Annotated in this window: 26 protein-coding genes and 2 tRNA genes; 12 read left to right on the top strand and 16 right to left on the bottom strand. The window is 71.6% G+C overall.

The window, feature by feature from the left end:
• Positions 1-97: 97 nt before the first annotated feature.
• Positions 98-1,219 (bottom strand): tRNA dihydrouridine synthase DusB, encoded by a 1,122-nt coding sequence (dusB, locus tag ACFYSC_RS33330; protein ID WP_389969535.1) that lies wholly within the window; start codon positions 1,217-1,219, stop codon positions 98-100.
• A 180-nt stretch (positions 1,220-1,399) separates the two neighbouring features.
• Between dusB and ACFYSC_RS33325 the strand changes: the two genes are divergently transcribed.
• Both ACFYSC_RS33325 and ACFYSC_RS33320 read left to right on the top strand, forming a co-directional pair.
• Positions 1,400-1,471 (top strand) — tRNA-Gly (locus ACFYSC_RS33325).
• 68 nt (positions 1,472-1,539) lie between these two features.
• Positions 1,540-1,611: transfer RNA gene (locus ACFYSC_RS33320), tRNA-Val, on the top strand.
• Between the two features lie 142 nt (positions 1,612-1,753).
• Here ACFYSC_RS33320 and ACFYSC_RS33315 read toward each other — a convergent pair.
• Both ACFYSC_RS33315 and ACFYSC_RS33310 read right to left on the bottom strand, forming a co-directional pair.
• Positions 1,754-2,215, bottom strand: a complete 462-nt coding sequence (locus tag ACFYSC_RS33315) for an SRPBCC domain-containing protein (protein ID WP_389969533.1) — start codon at positions 2,213-2,215, stop codon at positions 1,754-1,756.
• Positions 2,212-2,730, bottom strand: a complete 519-nt coding sequence (locus tag ACFYSC_RS33310; RefSeq protein ID WP_389969531.1) for an ArsR/SmtB family transcription factor — start codon at positions 2,728-2,730, stop codon at positions 2,212-2,214. The genes ACFYSC_RS33315 and ACFYSC_RS33310 overlap by 4 nt, the downstream gene beginning before the upstream one ends.
• Positions 2,731-2,807: 77 nt before the next feature.
• Between ACFYSC_RS33310 and ACFYSC_RS33305 the strand changes: the two genes are divergently transcribed.
• Both ACFYSC_RS33305 and ACFYSC_RS33300 read left to right on the top strand, forming a co-directional pair.
• Positions 2,808-3,149: a VOC family protein gene (locus ACFYSC_RS33305; RefSeq protein WP_389969529.1), complete on the top strand. Its 342-nt coding sequence runs from the start codon at positions 2,808-2,810 to the stop codon at positions 3,147-3,149.
• Positions 3,150-4,323: 1,174 nt separating this feature from the next.
• Positions 4,324-5,109 carry a serine/threonine-protein kinase gene (locus ACFYSC_RS33300; protein ID WP_389969527.1) on the top strand — a complete coding sequence of 262 codons (786 nt, stop codon included), beginning with the start codon at positions 4,324-4,326 and terminating at the stop codon, positions 5,107-5,109.
• Positions 5,110-5,593: 484 nt separating this feature from the next.
• On the opposite strand, the gene ACFYSC_RS33295 is transcribed toward ACFYSC_RS33300, so the two are convergent.
• The 3 genes from ACFYSC_RS33295 to ACFYSC_RS33285 are packed head-to-tail and all read right to left on the bottom strand — an operon-like array spanning position 5,594 to position 8,687.
• Positions 5,594-7,081: a tripartite tricarboxylate transporter permease gene (locus ACFYSC_RS33295; RefSeq protein ID WP_389969525.1), complete on the bottom strand. Its 1,488-nt coding sequence runs from the start codon at positions 7,079-7,081 to the stop codon at positions 5,594-5,596.
• Positions 7,081-7,686: a tripartite tricarboxylate transporter TctB family protein gene (locus ACFYSC_RS33290; RefSeq protein ID WP_389969523.1), complete on the bottom strand. Its 606-nt coding sequence runs from the start codon at positions 7,684-7,686 to the stop codon at positions 7,081-7,083. The genes ACFYSC_RS33295 and ACFYSC_RS33290 overlap by 1 nt, the downstream gene beginning before the upstream one ends.
• Positions 7,683-8,687: a Bug family tripartite tricarboxylate transporter substrate binding protein gene (locus ACFYSC_RS33285; RefSeq protein WP_389969521.1), complete on the bottom strand. Its 1,005-nt coding sequence runs from the start codon at positions 8,685-8,687 to the stop codon at positions 7,683-7,685. The genes ACFYSC_RS33290 and ACFYSC_RS33285 overlap by 4 nt, the downstream gene beginning before the upstream one ends.
• A 453-nt stretch (positions 8,688-9,140) precedes the next feature.
• Here ACFYSC_RS33285 and iscB point away from each other — a divergent pair, with 453 nt between their 5' ends.
• The 3 genes from iscB to ACFYSC_RS33270 are packed head-to-tail and all read left to right on the top strand — an operon-like array spanning position 9,141 to position 12,789.
• Positions 9,141-10,475: an RNA-guided endonuclease IscB gene (iscB, locus tag ACFYSC_RS33280; protein WP_389969520.1), complete on the top strand. Its 1,335-nt coding sequence runs from the start codon at positions 9,141-9,143 to the stop codon at positions 10,473-10,475.
• Positions 10,475-12,115 carry an ATP-binding protein gene (locus ACFYSC_RS33275; protein ID WP_389969518.1) on the top strand — a complete coding sequence of 547 codons (1,641 nt, stop codon included), beginning with the start codon at positions 10,475-10,477 and terminating at the stop codon, positions 12,113-12,115. Before iscB ends, ACFYSC_RS33275 begins: the two co-directional genes overlap by 1 nt.
• Positions 12,112-12,789 carry a response regulator gene (locus ACFYSC_RS33270; RefSeq protein WP_389969517.1) on the top strand — a complete coding sequence of 226 codons (678 nt, stop codon included), beginning with the start codon at positions 12,112-12,114 and terminating at the stop codon, positions 12,787-12,789. The genes ACFYSC_RS33275 and ACFYSC_RS33270 overlap by 4 nt, the downstream gene beginning before the upstream one ends.
• Positions 12,790-12,918: 129 nt before the next feature.
• Here ACFYSC_RS33270 and ACFYSC_RS33265 read toward each other — a convergent pair whose 3' ends face one another.
• A complete protein-coding gene (locus ACFYSC_RS33265) occupies positions 12,919-14,025 on the bottom strand; it encodes an ATP-binding protein (RefSeq protein WP_389969515.1) in 1,107 nt (368 codons plus the stop codon).
• Positions 14,022-14,675 (bottom strand): response regulator transcription factor, encoded by a 654-nt coding sequence (locus tag ACFYSC_RS33260; protein WP_389969513.1) that lies wholly within the window; start codon positions 14,673-14,675, stop codon positions 14,022-14,024. The genes ACFYSC_RS33265 and ACFYSC_RS33260 overlap by 4 nt, the downstream gene beginning before the upstream one ends.
• A gap of 111 nt (positions 14,676-14,786) precedes the next feature.
• On the opposite strand from ACFYSC_RS33260, the gene ACFYSC_RS33255 reads away from it, so the two are divergent.
• Both ACFYSC_RS33255 and ACFYSC_RS33250 read left to right on the top strand, forming a co-directional pair.
• Positions 14,787-15,122, top strand: a complete 336-nt coding sequence (locus ACFYSC_RS33255; protein ID WP_389969511.1) for a hypothetical protein — start codon at positions 14,787-14,789, stop codon at positions 15,120-15,122.
• A 138-nt stretch (positions 15,123-15,260) separates the two neighbouring features.
• The gene (locus ACFYSC_RS33250) at positions 15,261-15,845 is read left to right on the top strand and encodes a GNAT family N-acetyltransferase (RefSeq protein ID WP_389969509.1); all 585 of its coding nucleotides are present in this window, start codon (positions 15,261-15,263) and stop codon (positions 15,843-15,845) included.
• Positions 15,846-15,887: 42 nt separating this feature from the next.
• Here ACFYSC_RS33250 and ACFYSC_RS33245 read toward each other — a convergent pair whose 3' ends face one another.
• From ACFYSC_RS33245 to ACFYSC_RS33225, 5 genes are all read right to left on the bottom strand, one after another.
• The gene (locus tag ACFYSC_RS33245) at positions 15,888-16,244 is read right to left on the bottom strand and encodes a DUF4288 domain-containing protein (protein ID WP_389969507.1); all 357 of its coding nucleotides are present in this window, start codon (positions 16,242-16,244) and stop codon (positions 15,888-15,890) included.
• 78 nt (positions 16,245-16,322) lie between these two features.
• Positions 16,323-16,769 carry a hypothetical protein gene (locus ACFYSC_RS33240; protein ID WP_389969505.1) on the bottom strand — a complete coding sequence of 149 codons (447 nt, stop codon included), beginning with the start codon at positions 16,767-16,769 and terminating at the stop codon, positions 16,323-16,325.
• A 130-nt stretch (positions 16,770-16,899) separates the two neighbouring features.
• Entirely contained in the window at positions 16,900-18,309 is a 1,410-nt protein-coding gene (locus tag ACFYSC_RS33235) for a WGR domain-containing protein (protein ID WP_389969503.1), read from the bottom strand.
• A gap of 126 nt (positions 18,310-18,435) precedes the next feature.
• The gene (locus tag ACFYSC_RS33230; RefSeq protein ID WP_389969502.1) at positions 18,436-18,777 is read right to left on the bottom strand and encodes a VOC family protein; all 342 of its coding nucleotides are present in this window, start codon (positions 18,775-18,777) and stop codon (positions 18,436-18,438) included.
• 111 nt (positions 18,778-18,888) lie between these two features.
• Complete coding sequence (locus ACFYSC_RS33225) at positions 18,889-19,359, bottom strand: VOC family protein (RefSeq protein ID WP_389969500.1); 471 nt, start codon at positions 19,357-19,359, stop codon at positions 18,889-18,891.
• 179 nt (positions 19,360-19,538) lie between these two features.
• Between ACFYSC_RS33225 and ACFYSC_RS33220 the strand changes: the two genes are divergently transcribed.
• A complete protein-coding gene (locus ACFYSC_RS33220) occupies positions 19,539-20,054 on the top strand; it encodes a DinB family protein (protein WP_389969498.1) in 516 nt (171 codons plus the stop codon).
• A 109-nt stretch (positions 20,055-20,163) separates the two neighbouring features.
• On the opposite strand, the gene ACFYSC_RS33215 is transcribed toward ACFYSC_RS33220, so the two are convergent.
• A complete protein-coding gene (locus ACFYSC_RS33215) occupies positions 20,164-20,637 on the bottom strand; it encodes an NUDIX hydrolase (protein WP_389969496.1) in 474 nt (157 codons plus the stop codon).
• 83 nt (positions 20,638-20,720) lie between these two features.
• Positions 20,721-21,350: an isochorismatase family cysteine hydrolase gene (locus ACFYSC_RS33210; RefSeq protein WP_389969494.1), complete on the bottom strand. Its 630-nt coding sequence runs from the start codon at positions 21,348-21,350 to the stop codon at positions 20,721-20,723.
• 329 nt (positions 21,351-21,679) lie between these two features.
• Here ACFYSC_RS33210 and ACFYSC_RS33205 point away from each other — a divergent pair, with 329 nt between their 5' ends.
• Positions 21,680-22,276 (top strand): exonuclease, encoded by a 597-nt coding sequence (locus ACFYSC_RS33205; RefSeq protein WP_389969492.1) that lies wholly within the window; start codon positions 21,680-21,682, stop codon positions 22,274-22,276.
• A 119-nt stretch (positions 22,277-22,395) separates the two neighbouring features.
• Here the strand turns inward: ACFYSC_RS33205 and ACFYSC_RS33200 are convergent, their stop codons facing one another.
• The gene (locus ACFYSC_RS33200) at positions 22,396-22,617 is read right to left on the bottom strand and encodes a hypothetical protein (RefSeq protein ID WP_389969491.1); all 222 of its coding nucleotides are present in this window, start codon (positions 22,615-22,617) and stop codon (positions 22,396-22,398) included.
• A gap of 290 nt (positions 22,618-22,907) precedes the next feature.
• Here ACFYSC_RS33200 and ACFYSC_RS33195 point away from each other — a divergent pair, with 290 nt between their 5' ends.
• Entirely contained in the window at positions 22,908-23,546 is a 639-nt protein-coding gene (locus ACFYSC_RS33195) for a GNAT family N-acetyltransferase (RefSeq protein ID WP_389969489.1), read from the top strand.
• Positions 23,547-23,744 lie beyond the last annotated feature (198 nt).

Here is a 23,744-nt window from a genome sequence, read left to right as displayed (position 1 = left end):
CGGCCGGCGGCTTCGTACGGCGGGCGGACGGTCGCACGCGCGCGAACGGGGAGGCAGGGGACGGAGCCGGGCGGACCCGGGGAAGGCGGGCGGTCGGTCAGCCGCCGGAGGTGTCGGTCTCCGCGTCGGCGCAGGGGACCGCCATCTCGTACGGGTCGTCCAGCCAGCCCGCGGGCAGGTGGACCCGGTCGCGCGGGTTGGTCTTGCCGCGCGGGGTGTCGGCCCCGTCGGGCCAGGGCTGGGCGGCGTCGAGCCCGGCCAGCCCCTCGCGCAGACCGGCGAGGGTGGAGGAGGTGGCCAGGCTGCGGCGCAGGTCGGCGCCGACGACGAATCCCTTGAGGTACCAGCCGACGTGCTTGCGGAAGTCCGCCACGGCGTGCTGCTCGTTGCCGAACGCCTCGGCCAGCAGGGTCGCGTGCCGGTCCATGGTCGCGGCCACCTCGCCCAGCGCGGGCCGGACGCGGTCGTCGCGGCCCTCGCAGGCCGCCGCCAGGTCCGCGAACAGCCACGGACGGCCCAGGCAGCCCCGGCCGACGACGACGCCGTCGCACCCGGTCTCGGCCATCATCCGCATCGCGTCGCCGGCGCTCCAGATGTCACCGTTGCCGAGCACCGGGATCTCCGGAACCGCCTCCTTCAGGCGGGCGATGGCCGACCAGTCGGCCGTCCCGCCGTAGTGCTGGACCGCGGTGCGGCCGTGCAGCGCGATCGCCGCGACGCCCTCCTCAACGGCGATCCGCCCGGCGTCGAGGTAGGTCAGGTGGTCGTCGTCGATGCCCTTGCGCATCTTCATGGTCACCGGGAGCGTCCCGGCGTTGCGCACCGCCTCGCGCAGGATGGCCCGCAGCAGGTTGCGCTTGTACGGCAGCGCCGAGCCGCCGCCCCGCCGGGTCACCTTGGGCACGGGGCAGCCGAAGTTGAGGTCGACGTGGTCGGCCAGGTCCTCGTCGGCGATCATGCGGACGGCCCGCCCGACGGTCACCGGGTCGACCCCGTACAGCTGGATGCTGCGGGGCTTCTCCCGCGGGCCGAACCGGATCATCTTGAGCGTCTTGGCGTTGCGCTCCACCAGCGCCCGCGTCGTGATCATCTCGCAGACGAACAGCCCGCCGCCCTGCTCACGACAGAGCGTGCGGAACGGCGCGTTCGTGATCCCCGCCATGGGCGCGAGCACCACCGGCGGCCAGACCTCGAGCGCTCCCAGCTTCAACGACTCCACCTCGTGTTTCTACCGTACGGCGCGCGGCGGTACGAATCGGCTCCGTTCTCTGCCCGGCCGCGACGGCTCCCGGCCGGGCAGAGGCCGGCCGGGAGCCGTGGGATGACGGTTACGCAACCACTCGGAAAACCCGCTAGAGTTCTCTCGTCGCCGCGGGGCGGAGAGCCCCGGCGGAAACACGCGGAAGTGGCTCAGTGGTAGAGCATCACCTTGCCAAGGTGAGGGTCGCGGGTTCGAATCCCGTCTTCCGCTCGGAAGCCTCCCCCTCCGGGGGCGAGGCGGCGGATCCGGGAGACCGCCCGATGTTCCGACCACGGCACGGACGATTAGCTCAGCGGGAGAGCGCTTCCCTGACACGGAAGAGGTCACTGGTTCAATCCCAGTATCGTCCACTCAAGAAATCCCAGGCCGATGGCCTGGGATTCTCTGTTTTCCCGGCCGATCCGCCAGGTCTCCCGGCCGGTCCGCCACGGCGACCGGCCGGCTCGACGCTCCCCTCGTACCGGCGGGCGACCGGCCGCTTCGGCGGCCCGCTCACACCGGCGGGCGACCGGCCGGCTCGGTGGACCGTCCGGAGTCCCATCGCCCGGCGAACCACCGGAGCGCGATGTTCCACGAGTAGCCGCGGCGGATCCGGTCGGCCACGTCGGCCGGCAGCGTGTCGAGGCCGTGGTGCAGCAGCCGCACCTCGGTGCCGTCTTCGACGGGATGGAAGGTCACCTCGATCTCCATCCGCCCGCCGGGGTTGACCAGGTCCGCCCACACGAGGCGATGCGGCGGCTCCCAGGCCACGAGCCTGCCGAGGTCGACGTGTCCGCCGTCCGACCACAGCTCGCGCAGGAAACCGTCCTCGAAACGGATGCCGACCGCCCGGCCGGGATCGACCCAGCTGTGCGGTCCGCGGACGTACCAGCCGTCGATCTCCTCGGTGAAGATCCGGAACGCCGCGGCCCGGTCCACCGGCACGGTGACCCCGGCCTGGACGGAGCCACTCACCGGCCGCCCCCCGCGCCGTCTTCCGCCCTGTCCTTCACGCCGTCCTCCGCGTCACCTTCCACGCCGTCCTCCGCGCTGTCCTCCGTGTCGTCTCCGGCCGGATTGGGCCGCCCGGCGGGCTCACAGCGCCCACCCGACTCGCCGGGCGAACGCCCATCCGGGAGGTACTCGGTCGAGGAGCGCTCGGCCGAGGAGGCGACGCGCTCCACATGATCCCGGAACGAACCGAGTTGCTCGGCCCAGAAGGCCTGCACCTGGTCCAGCCATGACTGCAGGTCCGTGAACGGCTCGCGGCGCAGCGCGTACAGCCGCACCCGGGCGTCCGCGTCACCGGACTCGGCGTGTACCAGGCCGCTCGCCCGCAGCACCCGCAGGTGCCTGCTGAGGGCGGGCGCGCTCATCCGGACGGCCTGCGCCAGTTCCCCGGCGGGCCGGGGCCTCTCACGCAGCAACTCGATCACCTTGCGCCTGGTCGGGTCGGCCAGCGCCGCCAGGGTGGCGTCCAATTGGTTCACGGTACTGTTAATTATTGCCCACTTTCGTTAATCTGTTAACAGTTAACGACAACGACGATTATCACGGAGGCCGGCACATGGCCGTCGAACTGGGGTACTACACGCTGTCCGTCACGGACCTCGACCGGGGAGCGGCCTTCTACGGCCCGCTGTTCGGCTGGGAGTTCAGGCGGGAACACGAAACGTACCTGCACGTCACCAACACCGCGGTCCCGATGGGCCTCAACGCGAACGGACCCTCATCGCAGCCCAACCTGTACTACTCCGTCGAGGACGTCGAGGCGGCCGTGGAGATGGTCCGTAAGCTCGGCGGCACCGCCGAGGAGATCTTCGACAGTAAGTCGGGGCGGGGCTGCGCCATCACCGACGACCAGGGCACCGTGATCAGCCTCTGGCAGTCCGCCCCCGGCTTCGGCTGAGCCGGACCCCACGGCCCGGCGGACGCCCGCCGGACACCCACCCGTCCCCGGGCCGCACCGGACCGGACCGAGCCGGACGGCCAGCGCGCCGAACGGGTCGTGAGCAGGCCCGCGCGGGGGCACGAGCCGTATCATTCACAGCGTGCCCCCAGCCAGCGGTCCCTCGGTCCCCCACCACGGCGACGCCGACGAACGCGCGCCCGGCGGGCCCGTACCCGGCCGCCCCGGTGGACCGGGACCCGATGCTTCCGGTGGACCGGTGCCCGGCGGTTCCGGCGCTCCCGGTGGACCCGTGCCCGGTGGGTCCGGCAGGCGGAACATGCCCGGCGGGCCCGCGCCGCGGATCACCCCGCTGAGCTTCGCGTGGGCGTTCGCCCCGCTGTACACCTGCGGGCTCGCGACCCCCTTCGTCATCGGCCACGCCGCCGTCAGGCTCCGGAGCCGCACGGCGGCCCTCGCCGCGGGCGCGTACGGCCTGCTGCTGTTCGTCTACGTCGTCGCCGCGGGCCTCCCCGGCAGCGGAGGCTCCCGGTACGTCCTGGCCACGGCGATCTGGGTCCTCGTGGGCTGGCTGGGCGGCACGGCGCACGCGCTGGTCCTCCGGCCCGCCGTCTTCGCGCCCGGCCCGGCTCCCACGGCTATCCGGCGACGTCCGCCGGGTTCCCGCCCCTCGGGTCCGGCACGCTTCGAACCTCCGGGCCGTCCTGGACAGGCCGGCCGCCCCGGGCAGCCCGGACAGCCTGATCTCTCCCGGCCCCTCGACGACTCCGGGCATCTCAGCCGCCCCGGATCCGCGGCGCGTCGCCCCGCGCATCCCGGCCAGACGTATCCTCCGCCACCGCGCCGGCCTCGTCCCCCGTCGCCGCAGGCCCAGACACCGCAGGCCAAGACACCGCAGCCTCCGCGGGCACAGCCCCAAGCACCCCGACCGCCGTCGGCGCGGCCCCAAGCGCCCCAACCGCCGTCGCCGGCGCCCCGGGCATCCGCCGTCCCGCCTCCGATGGCTTCCCTGGCTCAGGCCGCTCCGGCGCCTCCGCCGGCTTCCTCACCTTCGCCGGCTCCTCCGCCTCCGATGGCTCCCCCGGCTCAGGCTGCTCCCGCGCCTCCCCCGGCCTCCCCGGCTCCGCCTCCGCAAAGCGCACCCTTGCCGCCGCAAAGCGCGCCCGGCGGTCCGGTGCACGCCCCGTTCCCGCCGATCGGGCCGTACCTGCCGACGCGGCTGCTCGGCTCGGGCGGCCAGGGCTCCGTCTACCTGGCGAAGGGCCCGAACGGCGGGCCTGTGGCGGTCAAGGTCCTGCACGGCAGGCTGGTCGGCGGCCCGGACCAGCGCGAACGCTTCCTCCGGGAGGCGGAGATGGCCAGGCGGGTGCGCCCCTTCGCGACCGCGCGGATCCTCGACGCCGGGGTCATGGACGATCTGGTCTACATCGTCACCGAGTACGTGCCCGGCCCCTCCCTCGCCAAGCTGGTCTACGAGCAGGGCCCCCGGAACGGCGACAGCCTGACCCGGCTGGCGATCGGGACGATCGCGGCGCTCAAGGGGATCCACGCCGCGGGCATCGTGCACCGGGACTTCAAGCCGGCCAACGTCCTGCTCGGCCCGGACGGCCCCCGGGTGATCGACTTCGGCTTCGCCGGGGCGCTGGACCGGATGGCGATGGCCTCGGCGGACAACCTCAGAGGCACCCTGCCGTACATGTCGCCGGAGCAGATCTCCGGCGAGCGGGTCGGTCCGGCCTCCGACATCTTCAGCTGGGCCTCGACCATGCTCTACGGCGCCACCGGGCGGGACGCCTTCGAAGGCGGGTCGCTGCCGCAGGTCCACCGGATGCTCGTCAGCCACCATCCGGACCTGTCGGTGCTGCCTTTGGCCCTGCGCGGCGCGGTGGAGCGGTGCCTGGCGAAGGACCCACGGCAACGGCCGACGGCGGCCGAGGTGATGATGGCGATCACCAGCTGACCCGGAGCGTCCTCGGGCCGCGTCTCACACCGCCGCGGCGGCTACTCGGCGTCGGCCTCCTCGGCCCAGTAGGTGGTGGTCCATGCGGCGCCGCACCGGCAGCGCGACAGCCGGACCAGTTCTCCCTCCTCGCTCATGGACAGTCCATGACTGAGGCGGACGTGAACGTGTGTGCTCATGACGGATCGACTTCCGGTTGGTCATTGGACACCCCGGCCGGGCGCGGGTTCCTCCGTGCCTTCGGCGGATGCCGGACCACGGATACGGGCTCTTCCACGCCTGTCGGCGGATGCTGGGCGGTGGCCGTGGGCCGGACGGGGGAAGCTGCCTCTCCTGTCTACCTCATTCATGGGTCGAAAGTCACATTCACCTGGGCATTCAGCCTCTGGCCGGGGGCTACGGAGGCGTCGGGGAGGATTCCGCATTACGGCGCGCCCGGTTCCGGCTCACCTTCCCATGGGAAGAAGGCCCCGCACCGGAACCGTCACGACGCCTTCCGCGGGACGAGCCGTCTGATCAGCGGCCAGGCCAGGAGGACCACGAGAACGACGTAGATCGCGATGGACAGCGGGCCGCCGACCAGACCCGACAGGTCGCCGCCGGACAGTTGCAGCGACCGGCGGCCCTGGAGCTCCGCACGCGGACCGAGGATCACGCCGACGATCAACGGCAGCACCGGCAGCCCGAAGCGCCGCATCGCGAAGCCGAGCAGGCCCAGGAGGAGCAGCAGGACGAGGTCCAGCGGCTGGGAGTTGACCGCGTAGGCCCCCATGGACGCGAAGAACAGGATGCCCGCGTACAGGTAGGGCCGGGGGACGCGCAGCAGCTTCGCCCAGGCCGGCGCGAGCGGCAGGTTCAGGACGAGCAGCAGTAGGTTGCCGACGAACAGGCTCGCGATCAGCGTCCAGACCAGAGCCGGCTGCCGCTCCAGCAGCAGCGGCCCGGGCTGGATGCCGTACGACTCGAAGGCCGCGAGCATGACCGCGGCCGTCGCCGTGGTCGGCAGGCCGATGGCCAGCATCGGCACCAGCGTTCCCGCGGCGGAGGCGTTGTTGGCCGCCTCGGGCCCGGCGACGCCTTCGATGGCGCCGTGACCGAACTCCTCGGGCCGCCTGGCGAGCCTCTTCTCCGTCACGTACGAGAGGAAGGTCGGGATCTCCGCCCCGGCGCCGGGCAACGCCCCGAAGGGGAATCCCAGCGCGGTGCCGCGCAGCCAGGGCTTCCACGATCTGCGCCAGTCCTCGGCGCCCAGCCAGGGCCGGCCGACGGGGATGACCGGCATGTCCGTGCGCCGCATGTGCGCGGCCACCCACAGCGCCTCTCCCACGGCGAAGATCCCGACCGCGACGACGACCACGTCGATGCCGTCCGCGAGCTGCGGGATGCCCAGCGTGAGCCGCTGCCGGCCGGTGACCCCGTCGATGCCGATCAGGCCGATCACGAGCCCCAGCAGCAGCGAGGCGAAGCCGCGCACGCGCGAGGAGCCGAGCGTCACCGACACCGCGACGAAGGCCAGCAGCATGATCGCGAAGTAGTCGGGCGCGCCGAGGCCGATGGCGAACGCGACCACCAGCGGCGTCACGAACACGAGCAGCAGCGTGGCGATGGTGCCGGCGACGAACGAGCCGATGGCCGCGGTCGCGAGCGCCTGCGCCGCCCTCCCCGCCTTGGCCATCCTGTTCCCCTCGATCGCGGTGACGACCGAGGACGACTCGCCGGGCGTGTTGAGCAGGATGGAGGTCGTCGAGCCGCCGTACATGCCGCCGTAGTAGATGCCGGCGAACAGGATGAACGCCTGGGTCGGGTCCATGCCGTACGTCACCGGGAGCAGCAGCGCGACCGTCATGGCCGGGCCGATGCCGGGAAGCACCCCGACGGCGGTCCCGGCGACCACGCCGAGCAGCGCCATGAGCAGGTTGCCGGGGGACAGCACGTTGACGAACCCGTCGAGCAGGTTGCCGAGGTTGTCCATCACAGGATCCCCTGCAGCACGCCGGCCGGCAGATTGACCCCGAGGCCGATCGCGAACGCGTAGAACGTGGCCAGCGACAGCACGATCGCGATCACCAGTCCGCGCACGTGGTGCCTGTTGCCCAGGGCGAAGGCCGCCCCCCAGAACAGGACGGTCCCGCTGATGACCCAGCCGAGGGGCTCGATCAGTACGGCGTTGGCCACGAAGGCGCCCGCCAGCAGCAGGACCGTCCGCCAGTCCACCGCCGTGGACAGGTCCACGTCCTCACCGGCCTCGGGTTCGCCGCGGCCTCCCCTCGCGACGTCCACGCCGTACACGACCGCGACCGCCAGAAGGGCCACGCCCAGGAGCACCGGCACCGGGCGGGGGCCGATGGGATCGTTGCTGCTGGTCAGAGGGGCGATCCTGAGAGCGTCGACGATCACCAGCGCGCCCAGCAGGGCGAGGAACGCGCACACGCCGTACTGCGCGCGGTCCCCGTCCCGGGGCCCGCCGTCCGGCGAGGGCCTCTCGCTCAGCGAGAGCCGTTCACCTGCCCGCACGCCGACGTGGCCGTCCTCGCGCCCCTCCCCGGGCTCGCGGGCGGGCTCGTTTCCCCCGCTCATGCCAGTCCGAGCTCTGCGAGGATGGAGGCGACGCTCTTGTCCTGCTCGGCCAGATAGGCGGCGAACGCGTCACCGGTGACGAAGGAGTCGGTCCAGCCGCGCTTGGTCAGCTCGGCCTTCCACTGCTGCGAGTCGTGCATCCGGATGAGCGCGTCGGTCCACATCCGCCTGTCGGCGTCGCCGATGCCGGGCGGGGCCACGATCCCGCGCCAGTTCGTGAAGACCAGGTCGATGCCCGACGCCTTGAGGGTGGGGACGTCCTTCAGCACCGGGACCGGCTCCGTGCTGGTCACCGCCAGCACCCTCAGCTGACCGGCGTTCACCTGGTCCAGGAACTCGCTGTAGCCGCTCGCGCCGAAGCCGACCTTGTCGCCGAGGATCGCCGGCAGCAGTTCGCCGCCGCCGTCGTAGGAGACGTAGTTGACCTGCCGGGGGTCGATCCCGACGACCTTGGCCAGCCGCATCGGCAGCAGGTGGTCCGGCCCTCCCGGCGATGAGCCGCCGCCGACCGTGACCTTCTTCGGGTCCTTCTTCCAGGCGGCGACGAGGTCCTCGATCGTCCGGTACGGCGAGTCCTTCGACACGACGATCGCCCCGGCCTCCTCGATGAGCTTGGCGAGGGGGGTGGTCTGGGACAGCGTCGCCTCCGACTTGGACGTGTACGACGCGCCGACGACCCCCAGGCCCATCTGCATGGCCAGCTTGCCGTTGCCCTTCTCGTTGATCATCCGCTGGAGGCCCACCGTGCCGCCCGCGCCGGGAAGGTTGAACACCTGGACGCCCGAAGCGATCTTCGCGTCCTCCATGACCTTGGCCGCCGTCCGCGCGGTGGTGTCGTATCCCCCGCCGGGGGTGTTGGGCACCATGAGGCGCAGCCCGGTGACCGGGCCGCCGCCCGCCGCCGCGCCGGTTCCCTTCTCCGCCGTCGCGCCGCAGCCCCCCGCCGCCAGGGCCGACAGCGCCGCGAGGGCGGCGAGGAGAACGCTGATCCGGTTTCTCACAATCGTCTCTTTCCTGGTGAGAGGTTTCGGGCCATGATTATGCGAGTCGGGCGGCAGGCCGTCTTCCTTCTGTGAGCAGCGGAGATTGAGTTCATTGTGGTCGTCAACGACCCCCTCCTGAGGGAGGGGGCTTCCAGATGCGGCACCGTGCCTGGAAGCCCTGTGTTGACCAGCCCGTGTCGATCATGGTGAAGGAGGTGCCTTCGGTTGACGGCGTTTCACGCAGGTGAGCGGACCCACCAGGCCGTGCTTCCTCAGCGGCCTGCTCTGGAATCCGCGGGAGCAGACAACCCCCGGGGTGGGGACGAAACGGCTCGCGGACTCCCGGCTGTGCCGGGCACCGGCGTGGAACAGGGGCGAGGGGAGATCGGTCCGGGTGGCACCCGCCCGGACCGGCGTCACCCCGACGGCATTTCAGCGCCGGAGGGAGCGAACCGTGAGGTTCACCCGGCCGTGTTCGTTCTTGATAAGCACGGTCGTCCGCTTGATCCGTGTCATCCGGCCCGAGCTCGCCGCCTGCTGGCCGCGGGGCGGGCCGTGGTGATCCGGCTGAAGGATCGGACCCGCGCCGAGTCGGCCGTCCAGGGCGTCGCGGTCGGAGTCGATCCCGGCTCCCGACACACCGGTATCGCGGTGTTCACCGAACATGGCGGGAGAAGAGCCGGGAAGTACAGCATCCGGCTCGGCCATCGGGGATCGGCGATTCGTGACAAGCTCGCCACCCGCGCCGCCTACCGGCGGGGGCGACGTTCCCGCAACCTGCGCTACCGCGCCCCCCGTTTCCTCAACCGCACCAAATCCACCGGGTGGCTGGCGCCGTCGCTGCGCCACCGGGTGGAGACCACGATGTCGTGGGTGGGACGGCTGACCCCCTGGGCGCCGGTACGGGCCGTCCACGTCGAGCGGGTCTGTTTCGACACCCATGCTTTGTCGGCGGGCCGGCCGCTGGAGGGGGCGGAGTATCAGCGGGGCGCCCTGGCCGGATACGAGGTACGCGAGTATCTCCTGGTCAAATGGGGCCGAATATGCGCCTACTGCGGCGCGAGCGGTGTGCCGTTGAACCTCGACCACATCCATCCGCGCAGCCGGGGCGGCTCCGACCGCCTCAGCAACCTCACCTTGGCCTGTATCGCGTGCAATCAGGCCAAGAACACCACCCCGATCGGAGAGTTCCTCAAGACCAAGCCCGCCCTCTTGGCGAGGATCCTCGCGCAGGCGAAGACTTCGCTGCGGGACGCGGTGGCGGTCAACGCGACCCGGTGGGCGCTGTGGCGGGCGCTGGAGACGACCGGGCTGCCGGTGCACGCCGCCTCGGGTGGCCGTACGAAGTGGAACCGCTCCCGCACCGGCGCGCCGAAGTCCCACACCCTCGACGCCTTGCACGTCGGCGACCTGGAAACCGTCATCACCTGGCCGTCGATGGTCCTCATCGCGCGCGCGACCGGCCGTGGCGTCTACTGCCGCACCCGCACCGACCGCTACGGCTTCCCCCGGCTGCGGCTGCCCCGTACCAAACGCTTCAAGGGTTTCGCCACCGGCGACCTGGTCCGCGCCGCCGTGCCGAGTGGCAGAAACACCGGGACGCACATCGGCCGGGTCGCGGTCCGCTCCACCGGCAGCTTCAACATCACTACCCGGCACGGCACCGTGCAGGGCATCAGCCATCGGCATGTCCGGTTGCTCCAGCGCGCCGATGGCTACGGCTACACCGCTGAGCCCGAAGCGCGGCACCGTGCCACGTTTCCCATCGGCCCTGAAGGACCGGGTCTTCACGCTGAAGGTAGTTGATGAGATCGCGTGGCCCGACCCTGGCGGGCGAGTTGCTGGCCCTGCAGCTCGTCATCGTCGTGGTGGTGCTGTTCGCCGTCGGCGCCATCTCGCTGGCCCAGTCCGAGGCGACCTTCGACCGGGTCGAGGGGCGCCGGGTGACGGCGCTGGCCGAGCAGCTGTCGTGGAACCCTCTGGTCCGCAGCCAGATCGACCAGCCGGCGCCCGCCGAGGTGCTCGCCCCGCTGGTGCAGTCGACGCTCACCGAGTCCGGCGTCACCTCCGTCTCGATCGCCGACGTCGGCGGCAGGATCGTCGGTTCCTCGGACGCCACGCTGCTCGGGACGCCACTGCCGCTGAGCGCTCCCGGAGCCGCCCGGACCCGGGGCTGGTCCGGTTACCTCCCGGTCGGCGGGACCCGTGAGCTGGTCGCCCAGGTCCCGGTGCTGGGGGCCGAGCCGGAGGACCACGGCCGCCACCTCGGGACCGTGATGATCGGGGTCGCCGCTCCCACCGCATGGCAGCGTCTGGTCGGCGCGTCGTCCTACCTGCTGGTCCACCTGGGGGTCGCCAGCGCGCTGGGGGTGCTGGGCTCCTGGCTGCTGGCCCGGCGCATCAAACGGCAGACCCTCGGCATGGAGCCGCGCGAGATCGCGGGGCTCGCCGAACACCGGGAGGCCATGCTGCACGGCATCGCCGAAGGCGTCGTCGCGCTCGACCCGCAGTTGCGGCTCACGCTGGTCAACGACATGGGCCGGACGCTGCTGGACCTCCCCGGCCACTGCGTGGGGATGACCCTGCGGGCGCTCGGCGTCGAGGGGCGCCTGTACGACGTGCTCGCCGGGAACGAGGAGGCCCGCGACGAGATCGTCATCCACCGTGGGCGGGTGCTGGTCATGAACCGGATGAGCGTCGTCAAGGACGGACGGCGCCTCGGCTCGGTGACCACCCTGCGCGACCGGACCGAGCTGGCCCAGCTGGAGCGCGAGCTGGGGTCCTTCCGCAGCTCCACCGAGCTGCTGCGCGCCCAGGCCCACGAGTTCGCCAACCAGCTCCACGTCATCTCGGGACTGATCCAGGTGGACGAGCACGACGAGGTGGTCCGGTACATCCGGGCGCTGAGGAAGCACCGCGAGTCCCTCGACCTGGCCCTGGCCACCAGGGTCCGTGACAACGCGGTCGCCGCGCTGCTGACGGCGAAGTCCGCGCTCGCGGCCGAACGCAGGGTCGAGCTCCGCCTGTCCGACCGCACCACCCTGGACCGGCTGGACCCGGTGGACGCTGCCGACGTGGCGACGGTGACGGGCAACCTGGTCGACAACGCCATCGAGGCCGCGGTCGACGTGGCGGGCGCCGCGGGCGGCGAACCGGAGGCGTGGGTGGAGGTCGAGCTGCGTCAGGACGCCTCCAGTGTCGAGATCGTGGTGCGCGACTCCGGTCCGGGCGTCGCCCCCGAGCTCGCCCGGGAGGTCTTCACCCGGGGTTTCACCACCAAGGCCGCGCTGGGGGGCGAACGAGGGATCGGCCTGGCGCTCACGCAGCTCGTCTGCCGCCGCCGCGGCGGTGAGGTGGCCGTCACCAACACCGCCGACGGGGCGATGTTCACCGCCCGGATGTCCGTCGGCCGCGTGCCCCGGGAACTGCTGGAGGCGTCCCTGTGATCGACGTGCTCGTCGTCGACGACGATTTCATGGTCGCGAGGATCAACAGCGGGTTCGTCGGCAGGGTCGGCGGGTTCCGCGTGGTGGGTACGGCCGGCACCGGGGAGCAGGCCCTCACCCGCGTCGGTGAGCTGCGTCCGGACCTCGTGTTGCTCGACCTCTACCTGCCCGACGTCTTCGGGCTGGACGTCATCAGCCGGATCCGTGCCGGGGGCCACGACTGCGACATCATCGTGATCAGCGCGGCGCGCGAGATCGAGGCGGTCCGCGGCGCCGCCCGGCGGGGGGTGAACAACTACCTTCTCAAGCCGTTTGACTTCGACGACCTGCGCGTACGGCTGGAGCGGTACGCCGCCCGGCGGACCGAGCTGGGCGGCGTGGTCATCAGCAGCCAGGCCGACGTGGACCGGGTCCTCGCCGGGGCCGGGCCGTCGCCCTCCCCGGTCCTGCCCAAGGGCATGAGCGTGGAGACGGCGGAGCTGGTCCGGCGGGAGCTGTGCGCGGCGGACGGCACGTTGTCGGCCGGTGAGTGCGCCTCCCGCGTGGGCATCTCCCGGGTCAGCGCCCGCCGCTACCTGGAGCACCTCGTCACCCTGGGACACGTCCACGTCTCCCTGAAGTACGGTGCCGCGGGACGCCCGGAACGCCGCTACCGGTGGGACCGCCCCCGGTGACCTCCCTGTCCCCCTCCCGTCAGCCCCCTCCGGCGTCGGAGGCGTCAGCGGTCGCCCGGGATGACGGCCAGGGGTCCGTCACGGGTTCGCCCAGGCTCAGGAGTCGAGAGCTCAGGGAGAGTCGAGAGCTCAGGAGCAGTCGAGAGCTCGGGAAGGATCGAGGGTGACGCTCACGTCGAGCCCTCCCGCCGGGAGGGGCCGGATCTCCAGCGTGCCCCGGTGCGCCTCGACGATGGCGGCCACGATCGACAGGCCCAGCCCCAGGCCGTCGCCACCGGCTTTCCTGCCGGCGTCCAGGCGCTGGAAGGGCTGCAGGAGCACGGGAAGCCGGTCGGCCGGGATCACCGGACCGCTGTTGGCGACCCTGAGGGCGGGTCGTCCGTACCGTACGGCGGTCTCCACCCTCACCCACCCGCCGGGGACGTTGTGCCGCAGAGCGTTGTCCAGCAGGTTGCCGGCCAGACGTTCTACCAGGGCGCGATCGCCGGAGGCGGGTGCCCGCCGGAGATCGGACTCGACGCGGGGGTCCGGACCCTCACGGTGGCCGACGGCCCGACCGGCGATCTCGGCCAGGTCGAAGGACTGCCGGTGACGCAGTCCCTGATGGCTGCGGGCCAGCGTGAGCAGCGCCTCGATGAGCCGCTCCTGATCCATGCCCGCGGCCAGCACGCGTTCCAGGACCTTCCGCAGGGACTCCGCGTCGGCCGCCGGGTCGGCGAGCGCCACCTCGGCCATGGCCCGCTGCAGCGTCAACGGGGTGCGCAACTCGTGGGAGGCGTTGGCGACGAACCGCCGCTGAGCGGTGAACGCGGCCTCCAGCCGGTCCAGTAGCTCGTCGAAGGTGTCGGCCAGCTCTTTGAGCTCGTCGTCCGGTCCGGACGCGGCCAGCCGCCGGTCGAGCCGGTCGGCCGTGATGCGCCGGACCGTGGCGGTCATCTCCCCCAGCGGCCGCAGCACGCGGCCGGCCATGTGCCAGCCCAGCGGCACCGCCGCGAACGCCATGACCACCAGTGCGATCAGGGAGTTGACCAGCAGCCGGCGCAGGTGCCCGGCCTGCGCCGTCGTGGACGCCTGGGCCGGCGGTACGGGTCCGCCGGGCGACGCGGGGGCGACGGGCGCCCCGGGAAAGGGGGAGAACTCGACCAGGACGTAGATGAGGGCGACCAGCAGCACCCCCGCCACCAGGAACAGGCCGGTGTAGAGCAGGGCCAGGCGCAGCCGTACCGTCCGTCTCATATCCGGTATCCGGCCTGCGGGACCGTCTCGATCAGCGGCGGGTCGCCCAGCTTGCGGCGCAGCCTGCTGACCGTCACCTTCACGGTCTGCGTGAACGGGTCGGCGAACTCGTCCCAGCACCGCTCCAGCAGTTGCTCGGCGGAGACCACCGCGCCTCCTGCGGCCATGAGCAGCTCCAGTACGGCGAGTTCCTTGGGGCTCAGCGACAGCCGGCGCCCGTCACGGGTGGCGATCCTGGTGGCCGGGTCCAGCCGCAGGTCACCACGGACGAGCACCGGCGGGAGCGCCGGGCCCGCCCGTCTGACCAGCGCCCGGATCCGGGCGACCAGCTCGGCGAAGGCGAACGGTTTGGGAAGGTAGTCGTCGGCTCCGATGCCCAGCCCGGTCACCCTGTCCTCGATCGTCCCCGCGGCGGTGAGCATCAGCACCCGCGCCGGATGGCCTGTGCCGACCAGCGACCTGCACACCTCGTCGCCGTGCAGACCGGGCAGGTCCCGGTCCAGGACGACCACGTCGTAGTGGTTGACCGAGGCGCGGTCGAGCGCGGCGTGGCCGTCCAGCGCGACGTCGACGGCCATGCCCTCACGGCGCAGCCCCGTGGCCACCGTCAGGGCCAGCTCCTCGTGGTCTTCGACGATCAGCACCCTCATGATCTCCAGCATCCTCGTCGCCCGGTTACAGCGGGGTGACCGTCACCGTTGCGGTCCTGTAACCGGCCCTCGGCTTGTCTGGACCCATCGATGGAGACGAAGGGAGCGATCATGTTCGGTTCGACGATCGGAAAGGTGGTCCTCGCCGCCGCGGTGCTCGCGGCGGGAGCGGGCTGGGCGGTGGTCACCTCCGCCGAGGATCCCGCGGACGGCGGCGGGACGTTCACCGCGTGCATGCGTTCGCACGGGTCGCCCGGCTTCCCGGAGGTCTCGTTCTCCTCCGACGGGCTGGTCAACCTCGACATCAAGGGAGAGCGCGTCGACGCCGTGTCCCAGAAGTACGGGGCGGCGGTGAAGGCCTGCGAGCCGCTGCTGCCGGCCGGTTCCCGGCTTCCGGGGGCGCCCGCCGCGCCCGCCGCGCCGTCCGCCCCGGTGCCGCCCTCCTGAGGTTCCGCGAGAGGAGCCGGCCCGCGTGCCGGCGCGACGGCGGGTGCCGGGGCGGCGGGCGTCATAACCGGTGTGATCCAGGATCATGATCCGTTAGCGTTCGTACCCGGCACCCGTCCTGAACCCCCTGGAGGCCCGATGTTCGCCCTGCCCCTCACCGAGCACGCCGAGCTGCGGCCGCTCGACCCCTGGAGGGCCGAGGAGTTCCTCGCCCATCTGGATCGGGCGCGCGAGCACATCACGCCGTGGGTCTCGCCCCTGTTCGCCGCCTCCGACGTCGCCGGGGCCCGCGCCCTGTTGCAGCGCTACGCCGACAGATGGGCCCAGGACGCGGGCGGCATCTGGGGGATCTGGCTGGAGGGAACGCTCGTCGGCGGCGTGCTGTTCGTGTCGTTCGACGCGGCGCTGGGGCTCTGCGAGGCGGGCTGCTGGCTGGAGCCCGCCGCCGAGGGGCGCGGGCTGGTCAGCCGCGCCGCCGGGCAGATCATCGACTGGGCGGTGACGGAACGCGGCATCCAGCGCGTGGAGTGGCGGACCAATGCCCGCAACACCCGCAGCGTCAACGCGGCGAAGCGGCTGGGCATGTCGCTCGACGGCACCCTGCGCCAGGTGTATCCCGGCGACGGCGGCCGCATCGACATCCAGATCTGGTCGGTACTGGCCGAGGAGTGGCGGACGCGTGAGGCACGGGCGACCGCGGAACGGGCCGGTTCAGCGAACTGACGACGGTCCCTCGAACCCCGGAGCCAGGGCTCGCCTCCGGGGTCACGACCCGCTTCCGTACGGCGCGAGGTCCGTGGAGAAGACCCGCCTGTACCACTCCAGGTCGTCGAAGCTCCTGGAGTAGAGGGTTACGTTCCCGTCGAGCGCGTCGTCCAGGGCGGCCCGCACATCGGCCACGCCGACGAAGGTCCAGGTGACCGTCTCGCCGTACTCGTTGGCGTAGGACGTCTCCTCCTCCCGCCCCTGCGCCTCCGCCGCCGCGCGCGCCAGGTCGAGGGATCCGGCACGGATCAGCGCGATGTCCTCGCTGAACCGCGGAGGGTCGTAGCCTCCGCCGACCTCGGTCCTAAAGACCAGAACCGCGATGTACGGACCATCAGAACCGCCGTTCACGGACACGTCCCATTCCTCCACGACGACAACGCGCTCCACTTCGGGAAACGCGGTCCGGTGAGAAGCCGCCGATGTCCGGTCACCTCATCGAAGCCGAAGACGTCGGCTGACACCCGTCCACCTCATCACGAACCACCATTTGATCCCCTGCATCCGCTCCCGCCTGCTCAGCCAGCCCGGCAGACGGGAGTGCGACACGAAGATCCAGACGTCGGAGAGGACGGTGCCGGTGTACTCGCGGACCTCCCGGGCGGGGTCACGCAGCAGTCCGCGGACGGTCTCCAGCGTCGTGTCATCGATCTCGCCCGTACGGCGGACCATGTGCGACACGGCGGTCAGCCCCAGGCAACGGAGTTCACGCTGATCGGAGGCGAGTGCTCTTCGGGCCCGAGGGGCGATGGCCTCGGCGTCGGGATGGCACAGGGACAACCCGACCACGACCCTGCCGATCTCGGGGTCGCTCCGCTCGAAGGCCGCATCGACCCGCGCCGCGCACTCCACCGGATCATGCGGGAGATCTCCCCAGTCCATCGGCCCCCTCCCACGATCTTCCTCTGAGTTCAGGCTGCACGACGACCGGGCTGAAGACCACCGAATTCCGGGTACGGCCCCCGCCGCATTCGTCCCGGCCGGGCCGCAGGGCCCGGACCTGGGCGGAGGCTCAGATCAGGCGCCTGATCTCGCCGTAGGTGCGGTAGAAGCCGCCCCGGCCGGAGGGGCGCACGTCCTCGACCAGGTAGCGGGCGCCCGCCTCGCGGATGGCCTTGGGGAACTGCACGTTCCACGACTCGTAGCCGGGGCTGACCACGTGGACGCGCAGGCGCTCGCCCTCGCGCACGCACTCCACGACCACGCCGTCCCCGGGGTGGGTGACCGTCTCCAGCACGACGGACGGCTCCACCGCCGTGAGCGAGGCGGCCGCCTTCACGTCGACGCGCTCGGGCACGCTGCCCCCGCAGGCGGCGGCGATCGCCGCCTCGCTCGCGTCGATGCACGCCAGGGAGCCGTCGGTGGTGACGATGTACAGGCGCTCGTCGAAGAACTGCATGGAGAAGGCCGACCCGCAGCCGGTGCCGAGCTTCCACAGCCGCTCCCCCGACGCGGCGAAGCAGTACACCGACGAGTGGCCGTCACCGGCGAAGACGTAGCGGCCTCCGGGCGAGGTCGCGCAGGAGTAGACGGGACCGTCGCACCGGTAGACGGCCTCGACGCGGCCGTCGCTCTTGGCCAGCCGGTGGACGGTACGGCGCGCGGTGCCGGCGTAGACCGCGTCCCTCTCCTGCCAGCCGAACAGCACGTCCCGCACCTCCGGCGTCTGCCACACGAGGGTGCCGTCGGCGTCGTAGCGCGCCACGCCGTCCGAGTGACCGTGGTAGACCGCGTCCTCGTCGCACCGGACCATCCAGGCGGAGTCGCCGCGGCCCGCGCGCGCCCACTGGAGCTCGTCCTCGTAGTCGATCGTGGTGATCCGCCCGGCCCGGTCGGAGACACCGAGGACGCCGTCGTGGATGTCGAGCCAGTAGATGTCGACGTCGGCGGCGATCTCGTAGGCCGCCCTGGGCACCTTGCCGCTCAGGTCGTACACCGTGCCGTCATCGCACCCCGCGTAGATCCAGAAGTCGTCGGCCACGATGCACTTGACGCCCTCCGGCAGCCGGAAACGGCCGGTCACGGTGCCGGAATGGGTGACGGTGTAGACGTCGCCACGCTGGTTCCCGACCCAGCAGCGCTCCTCGTCCACGAAGATGCCGAACGCGGCGGAACCGCTGTCGAAGCGCCACAGGACCGGCGCCTGCCGGGCGGTGGAGCGGGTGCTGACGATGATCCTCCGGGTGACGGGCCTGCGCTGCCGCATCCCGCGCACGGCGGGCGCGTAGCCCTTGCGCATCTTCTCGCCGACCTTCTTGGCCGCCGCGGCCCGGGCCTTCTCCGCTGTCGGGAAGTCGGTGACCCTGGTCTGCCCGGCCTCGCCGATGCGCCCGTACGTGATCGTCACCTGCGTCCCGGACACGGTCGCTTCGTAGAACTTGTGCGCTCCGCCGCCGTCCTCGGACAGCTCAAGGTACGTCATAGCCGTTTTCTCCAGGTAAGCCCAGTTCGATCAACCGGTCAGGAGGCTAGGGCACCACGACGACAGTTTTCCGGCCGCGAACCCACGGAAGGGACGCCCCAGATCTCCGGTGGGGCCCGAGGGGCGTCACCCGGAAACGCCGCCGAAGCCGATCTCGTTGCCCTCCGCGTCCCGGTAGGTCACCTTGGTCACACCGCCGTCGTACGTCTCACGCCTGGCGGGCTCGACGCCTCGCCGCGCGATCTCGGCGACCCGGTCATCCAGGTCGTCGACGAACGACAGCACCAGGGCGTTCCCCGCCCGTTCCGGGTCCTGAACGATGTAGACGTACCGGTTCTCGGCCACCTCCCACACCGCCTCGACGTCGTTCGGCAGGAACGAGGGCCCCCGGCCGAAGAGCCGCTCGTACCACGGCAACGCCGCGGCGCAGTCGGTGACGGGGATGCCGACGAAGAGGTCACGTGCCATGCCGTCCTCCGTACGGGGCCGAGGTGTCGTCGGCACTGATTCTGACAGCGCCGGAAACCCCTCGGCACCCATCCGCGAGGCAGGGAACTCCGAGGGGGCCGGTGCCCGGCCTCACCCGCCGAGTTGCCGGCGGGCCTCCTTCTCCATCATCGCGGTGAAGCGCGCGTCGCGCTCGCCCTCCGCGCGCCGGGCCGTGTAGACGACGGTGTACCCGTCCGGGTCGGTGACGCGCAGGTCCCTGGTGTTCCAGGGGGTGTCGACGGGACCCTCGACCGTGCCGCCGCCGTGTGCGCGGGCCCGGTCGGCGAGGGCGTCGAGCTGCTCCAGTTCGGCCATCACGCCGATCGTCCAGCGCTCCCCCGGCTCGGCCTTGCCGGGACGCACCAGGATGTCCTGGTACCGCCAGCGGCGCAGGTGCACCAGCGCGGGCTCGCCGCCGGGTCCGGGCATGGTGAACAGCGATATGAAGTCCAGCCCGTTGACGTACCAGTCGACCGTGCGGTCGAGGTCGGCGACGGTCAGTGAGACGAAGGCGGGCATGCCGTAGATGTCGCGGGTGATCTCCGCGGGAATCGAATCCATGCGGCCCATCGTCGAGTCTCCAGCCGCTGGAAGGTCAAACGCTCCCCCGGCTCCTCTCCTCGCCGGGCGGCGCGCGGGGTTTTCGGACACGCGCCTCGCCCGGTACGGCGCGTCCGGGGAGCGGTCTCCGGCCAAAACGTGGTGCGGCGTCGCGGGAGACCGAAGTATCGTCGGCGGCCATGACCCTTCCCCGCGTTCGTCCTCCCTTCGTCGCCGATGAGCGGACCCAGCTCGTCGGCTGGCTCGACATGCAGCGCGCACTCGTCCGATGGAAATGCGAGGGGCTGCCGGAGGAGGACGCGTACCGGCCGGTGCTGCCCACCTCGCCGCTGATGACGGTGGCCGGGCTGGTCTCCCACATGCGCTGGACCGAGCACTGCTGGTTCGAGGTCCTCTTCCTGGGCCGCCCGGCCGACGGCAACCCGCAGTTCGACGAGGACGTGGACGACGCCGACATGCGGGTCGAGGGAGTCCCGCTCGCCCGGCTGCTCGACGAGTTCGAGCGGCAGTGCCGGATCTCCAACGAGATCATCGCCGCCCACGCACTGGACGACGTGGGCAAGCACCCCGAATACCGGTCGGCCGGCGCGACCCTGCGCTGGATGCTGATCCACATGGTCGAGGAGACCGCCCGGCACGTGGGCCACCTCGACACCGTCAGGGAACTGCTCGACGGCACCAAGGGTTACTACTGAGCCCCCGCCGTCGATCGCCGGCTCTCCCGCCCCGCGCCGGTGAGGTCCTCTTCCCTCGCTTCAGGCAGCCGTCACGCCGCTGCGAGGGCGGCCAAGGGGCGAAACCGTCCTACGAGGCCGCACGCCGCAGACCGCGGAGAACCCACGGCGGGCAGTCCGCGGTCGACTCGGCCTCGGCGACGGTGAGCCAGACGAACCCGGCCACCTCCTCCGCCGAGGCGGCCACGGGCTCGGCGTGCGCCGGCAGCTCGCCCCGGAACACCACGTTGATCACCGGGTCGCCGTCGTCGGTCACGAAGAATCCGCTTCCCGCATAGACGAGCGCGGCTCCCGTCATGTCGACGCCGATCTCCTCCGCCACCTCCCGGCGCGTCGTCTCCTCCAGCACGTCGGCTCCGGCTCCGTCGAGTTCGACCTTGCCGCCGACACCGGCGAGGGCACCGGGAGCATGGGACTCCCCCATCCCACGCCGGATGAGCAGCCAACGGCCGTCCCTCTCCAGGAAGACCTCGACGTTCACGACGAAGGCCGGCCGGCCTCCTCGCGTCGTGCAGGCCGACACGCCGGATGTGTGAGTGCTCATGCTCGGAACTGTACGCGTGAAGGAGAACGAGAGGTTCGTGGATTCGGAGGAGGCCGTCCCGCCCCGCGGCCCTCCGGCCGGTGTCATGCGCGCGTTCCCCCGAGCGCGGCGGTGAGTTCGCCGGTGGTGGTGATGGCGTGGGCGAACGTGGGGCCGTTCAGCTCGTGGGCGGCGTGCATCATCTCGGGGAGGAACGCCGCGGTGGCGTCCCGGACCAGCGTGACGTGGTATCCGAGCTCCATGGCGAATCGGCCGGTGGACTCGATGCAGGTGTTGGCCAGCAGGCCGACGAGCACGACGTGGGTGACGCCGTGCTGCTTGAGCTGGAAGTCGAGGTCGGTGTTGGCGAACCCGCTCTGCGCCCAGTGCTCCCCGGTCACCACGTCGCCGGGCTGCGGCTGGAACTCGGGGTGGAACTCCCCGCCCCAGGTGCCGCGGGCGAAACTGTGCCGCTCCATGATGGCGCGCTGGGTGGGGTTGGGGTGGTTCCAGGTCTCGTAGTCGCCCGGCTCCCAGCGGCGGTGCGGGACGAACACCACCCGTACGCCGGCGTCCCGGGCCGTTTCGATCACGGAACGCAGATGGTCCAGCAGCCCGACCTGCCTGGCCACGGACTCCACGCGCGGCCAGATCTTGCCGCCTTCGGACAGGAAGTCGTTGTAGGGGTCGACCAGCAGGACGGCGGTGTGGCGGGGGTCATATGTCCGGGACATTGATCCGCTCCATTTCGGATGACGAAAACATCCGCAATCAAGGCTATTCCCCTCCCCCGCGGATCAGGGCGTCGGGTGAGGCATGACGTCATGCCGCCGCGCGCGGAGCACCTCACGGCCGCGAGCGCCTCGGCGACGCCCTGCCGGTACCGCCACCAGGTCTCGACTTCCCGGTCTCACCCGGAGGTGCAGTCGCTGCCCGGTGAGAGGCGGCCGCACCGTTCCCGGCCAGGTCATCCGCTCGCGGTGGCGGACGTCCTCGCCGGGCATCTCCGCAGGAGGGCGTGAATCCGGTGAAGCCTCCCGGTCGCCCCGCTAACGTGATCCGGGTGACGAGACTCCCCGAGCTCTACGTGGCCGTCGACGTGGAGGCGGACGGGCCCATTCCCGGCCCCTACAGCATGATCTCGCTGGGGATGGCCGTCGTCGGCCGTCCCCAGCTGACCTTCTACACCGAGCTCAGGCCCATCTCCGACGACTTCGTGCCGGAGGCCCTCGCGGTCTCCGGGCTCGACCGCGACCGTCTGGTGCGGGAGGCTCCGGCGGCCGAGGACGCCATGGCCGCGGCCGCGCGCTGGGTCAACGGCCTGCGCCGGATCGGCCGGCCGGTCTTCCTGGGCGGCCCCGCCGTCTTCGACGGCATGTTCACCCACTGGTACTTCCTCCGCTTTCTCGGCAAGAGTCCCTTCAACGCCTCGGGAGCCGGTCTTGACCTGCGGAGTTACTGGATGGGGATGACCGGTTGCGAATGGGCCGGTTCGCGCAAGAGCGAGATCAAGCAGCGCCTGAGGATCACGGACCTTCCGCATACGCACCATGCCGGTGAGGACGCCGCCGAACTGGCTCAGGTCTTCGACGCCGTGCTGAGCAGCCGCCGGGACGGCGAAGCCGCTCGGCACGAGGCGCAGCGGCCCTCTTCTCCTTGAGTTCCGGACCGCTTTCCTGGGCTCCGGGGACCGCCCCCTGAGCTCCGGACCGCGCCGCCGGCGTACGGGATCGGCCTTTATCGCGGATGAAGCATGAAAGGAATTCCGTCAGCCGACGGTCAGGCCCACAACGCCCATTTCGGCCCGTAGCTTTCCGTGTAGACGCAATTGTAGGAGGTCCACCATCCCCACTGGATACCGAGGTTTCCGCCGTTGAGGCAGTCGGAGTAGAGGTAATAGACGTACCTGATGCTGTCGGCCTGGGCGGGGGCCGTTCCCACCGACAGCGCCAGGCCGGTGGCCAGTGCCGCGGTGACGGCCAGCGATCGAGCTCTGCCCATTTGACTCTCCCTCGGGTCTCGCGACGGACATCCTGGAAAGAATGACAGCGCCGCCCACCCCCGGCGAGTCCCGGAATTCTCGCGGCGCTCCTGCGAAATCGTGACCTCGCCGGATATCGACGGAGAGCCGCGACGTCTCTGAAACATTCACGCTCAGGACGCCGGCCCGGAACGGGGAGGATTCAAGCCGGTGGGGGCGATGAACAGCGGAAGAGCCATGCCCCGCCGGGGGCGGGCATGGGGATACGCTCGCCTGCGGCGTCCGGAACGACGGGAGAGGTGGTTGTGCCGTGCGGGAGGTGCGCGGGATCGGACCTGGGATGGCGGTGCGCGGGATCGGACCCGGGGAGGCGGCCGAGGCCGCCGGGGTGCTGGCACGGGCCTTCGACGGGTACGCCTGGACGAGCTGGACGGTCGCCGCCGACCGGCACCGGGAACGGCTGGCCGGGTTGTTCCGGATCACGGTCGAGGAGGTCGGCCTGCCGTACGGGGAGGTGTGGGCCGCGGACGGCGGCGACGGGCGGATGGCGGCCGTGGCGGTGTGGCTGCGGCCCGACCGCCCGGTGCCGGGCGAGGTCTGGCAGGGGCTCGCCGACCGGGAGGAGGAGCTGTCCGGAGACCGTCACGCGGCGATGCTCGCGGCGGAGTCCGCCTGCGCGGTGCTGCGGACCGGTGAGCCGTCGTTCGTGCTGGCCACCGTGGGCGTGCTTCCGGAGCGGCAGGGCGGCGGGGCGGGTACGGCGGTGCTGCGCCCCGGCCTGGCCGAGGCCGACCGCGTCGGCCTGCCCGCCGTCCTTGAGACCTCGTCCGAGGGCAACGTGCGCTTCTACCGGCGGCTGGGGTTCGAGGTGACGGGCGAGATCCGGGTGCCCGGCGGCGGCCCGCGCGTCTGGGCGATGCGCCGCCCGCCGGCTCCGCCGTCACGATGAGGCGCCCCGCTTCGTCATCATGAGACGCGCCGTATCAGGCATCGCGTGGTTCGGGCGGGTTCTCCTCCCCGCCGCCGGCAGACGCCACGGGGACACCCGCCGAGTCGCGTAACCGCCGGGTTGGTGGTGAGATCGTGCCCGGTTCCAAAAAGGGCGAATCCCCGGAACCGACACGAAGCTCACGTCCGGCTGTGAAAG

Source organism: Streptosporangium sp. NPDC004379 (genome assembly GCF_042873875.1).
In the GTDB taxonomy this organism is placed as follows: Bacteria; Actinomycetota; Actinomycetes; order Streptosporangiales; family Streptosporangiaceae; genus Streptosporangium.
The sequence above is the reverse complement of the archived record's forward strand: the minus strand, read 5'-3'. Positions and strand labels throughout refer to the sequence as shown.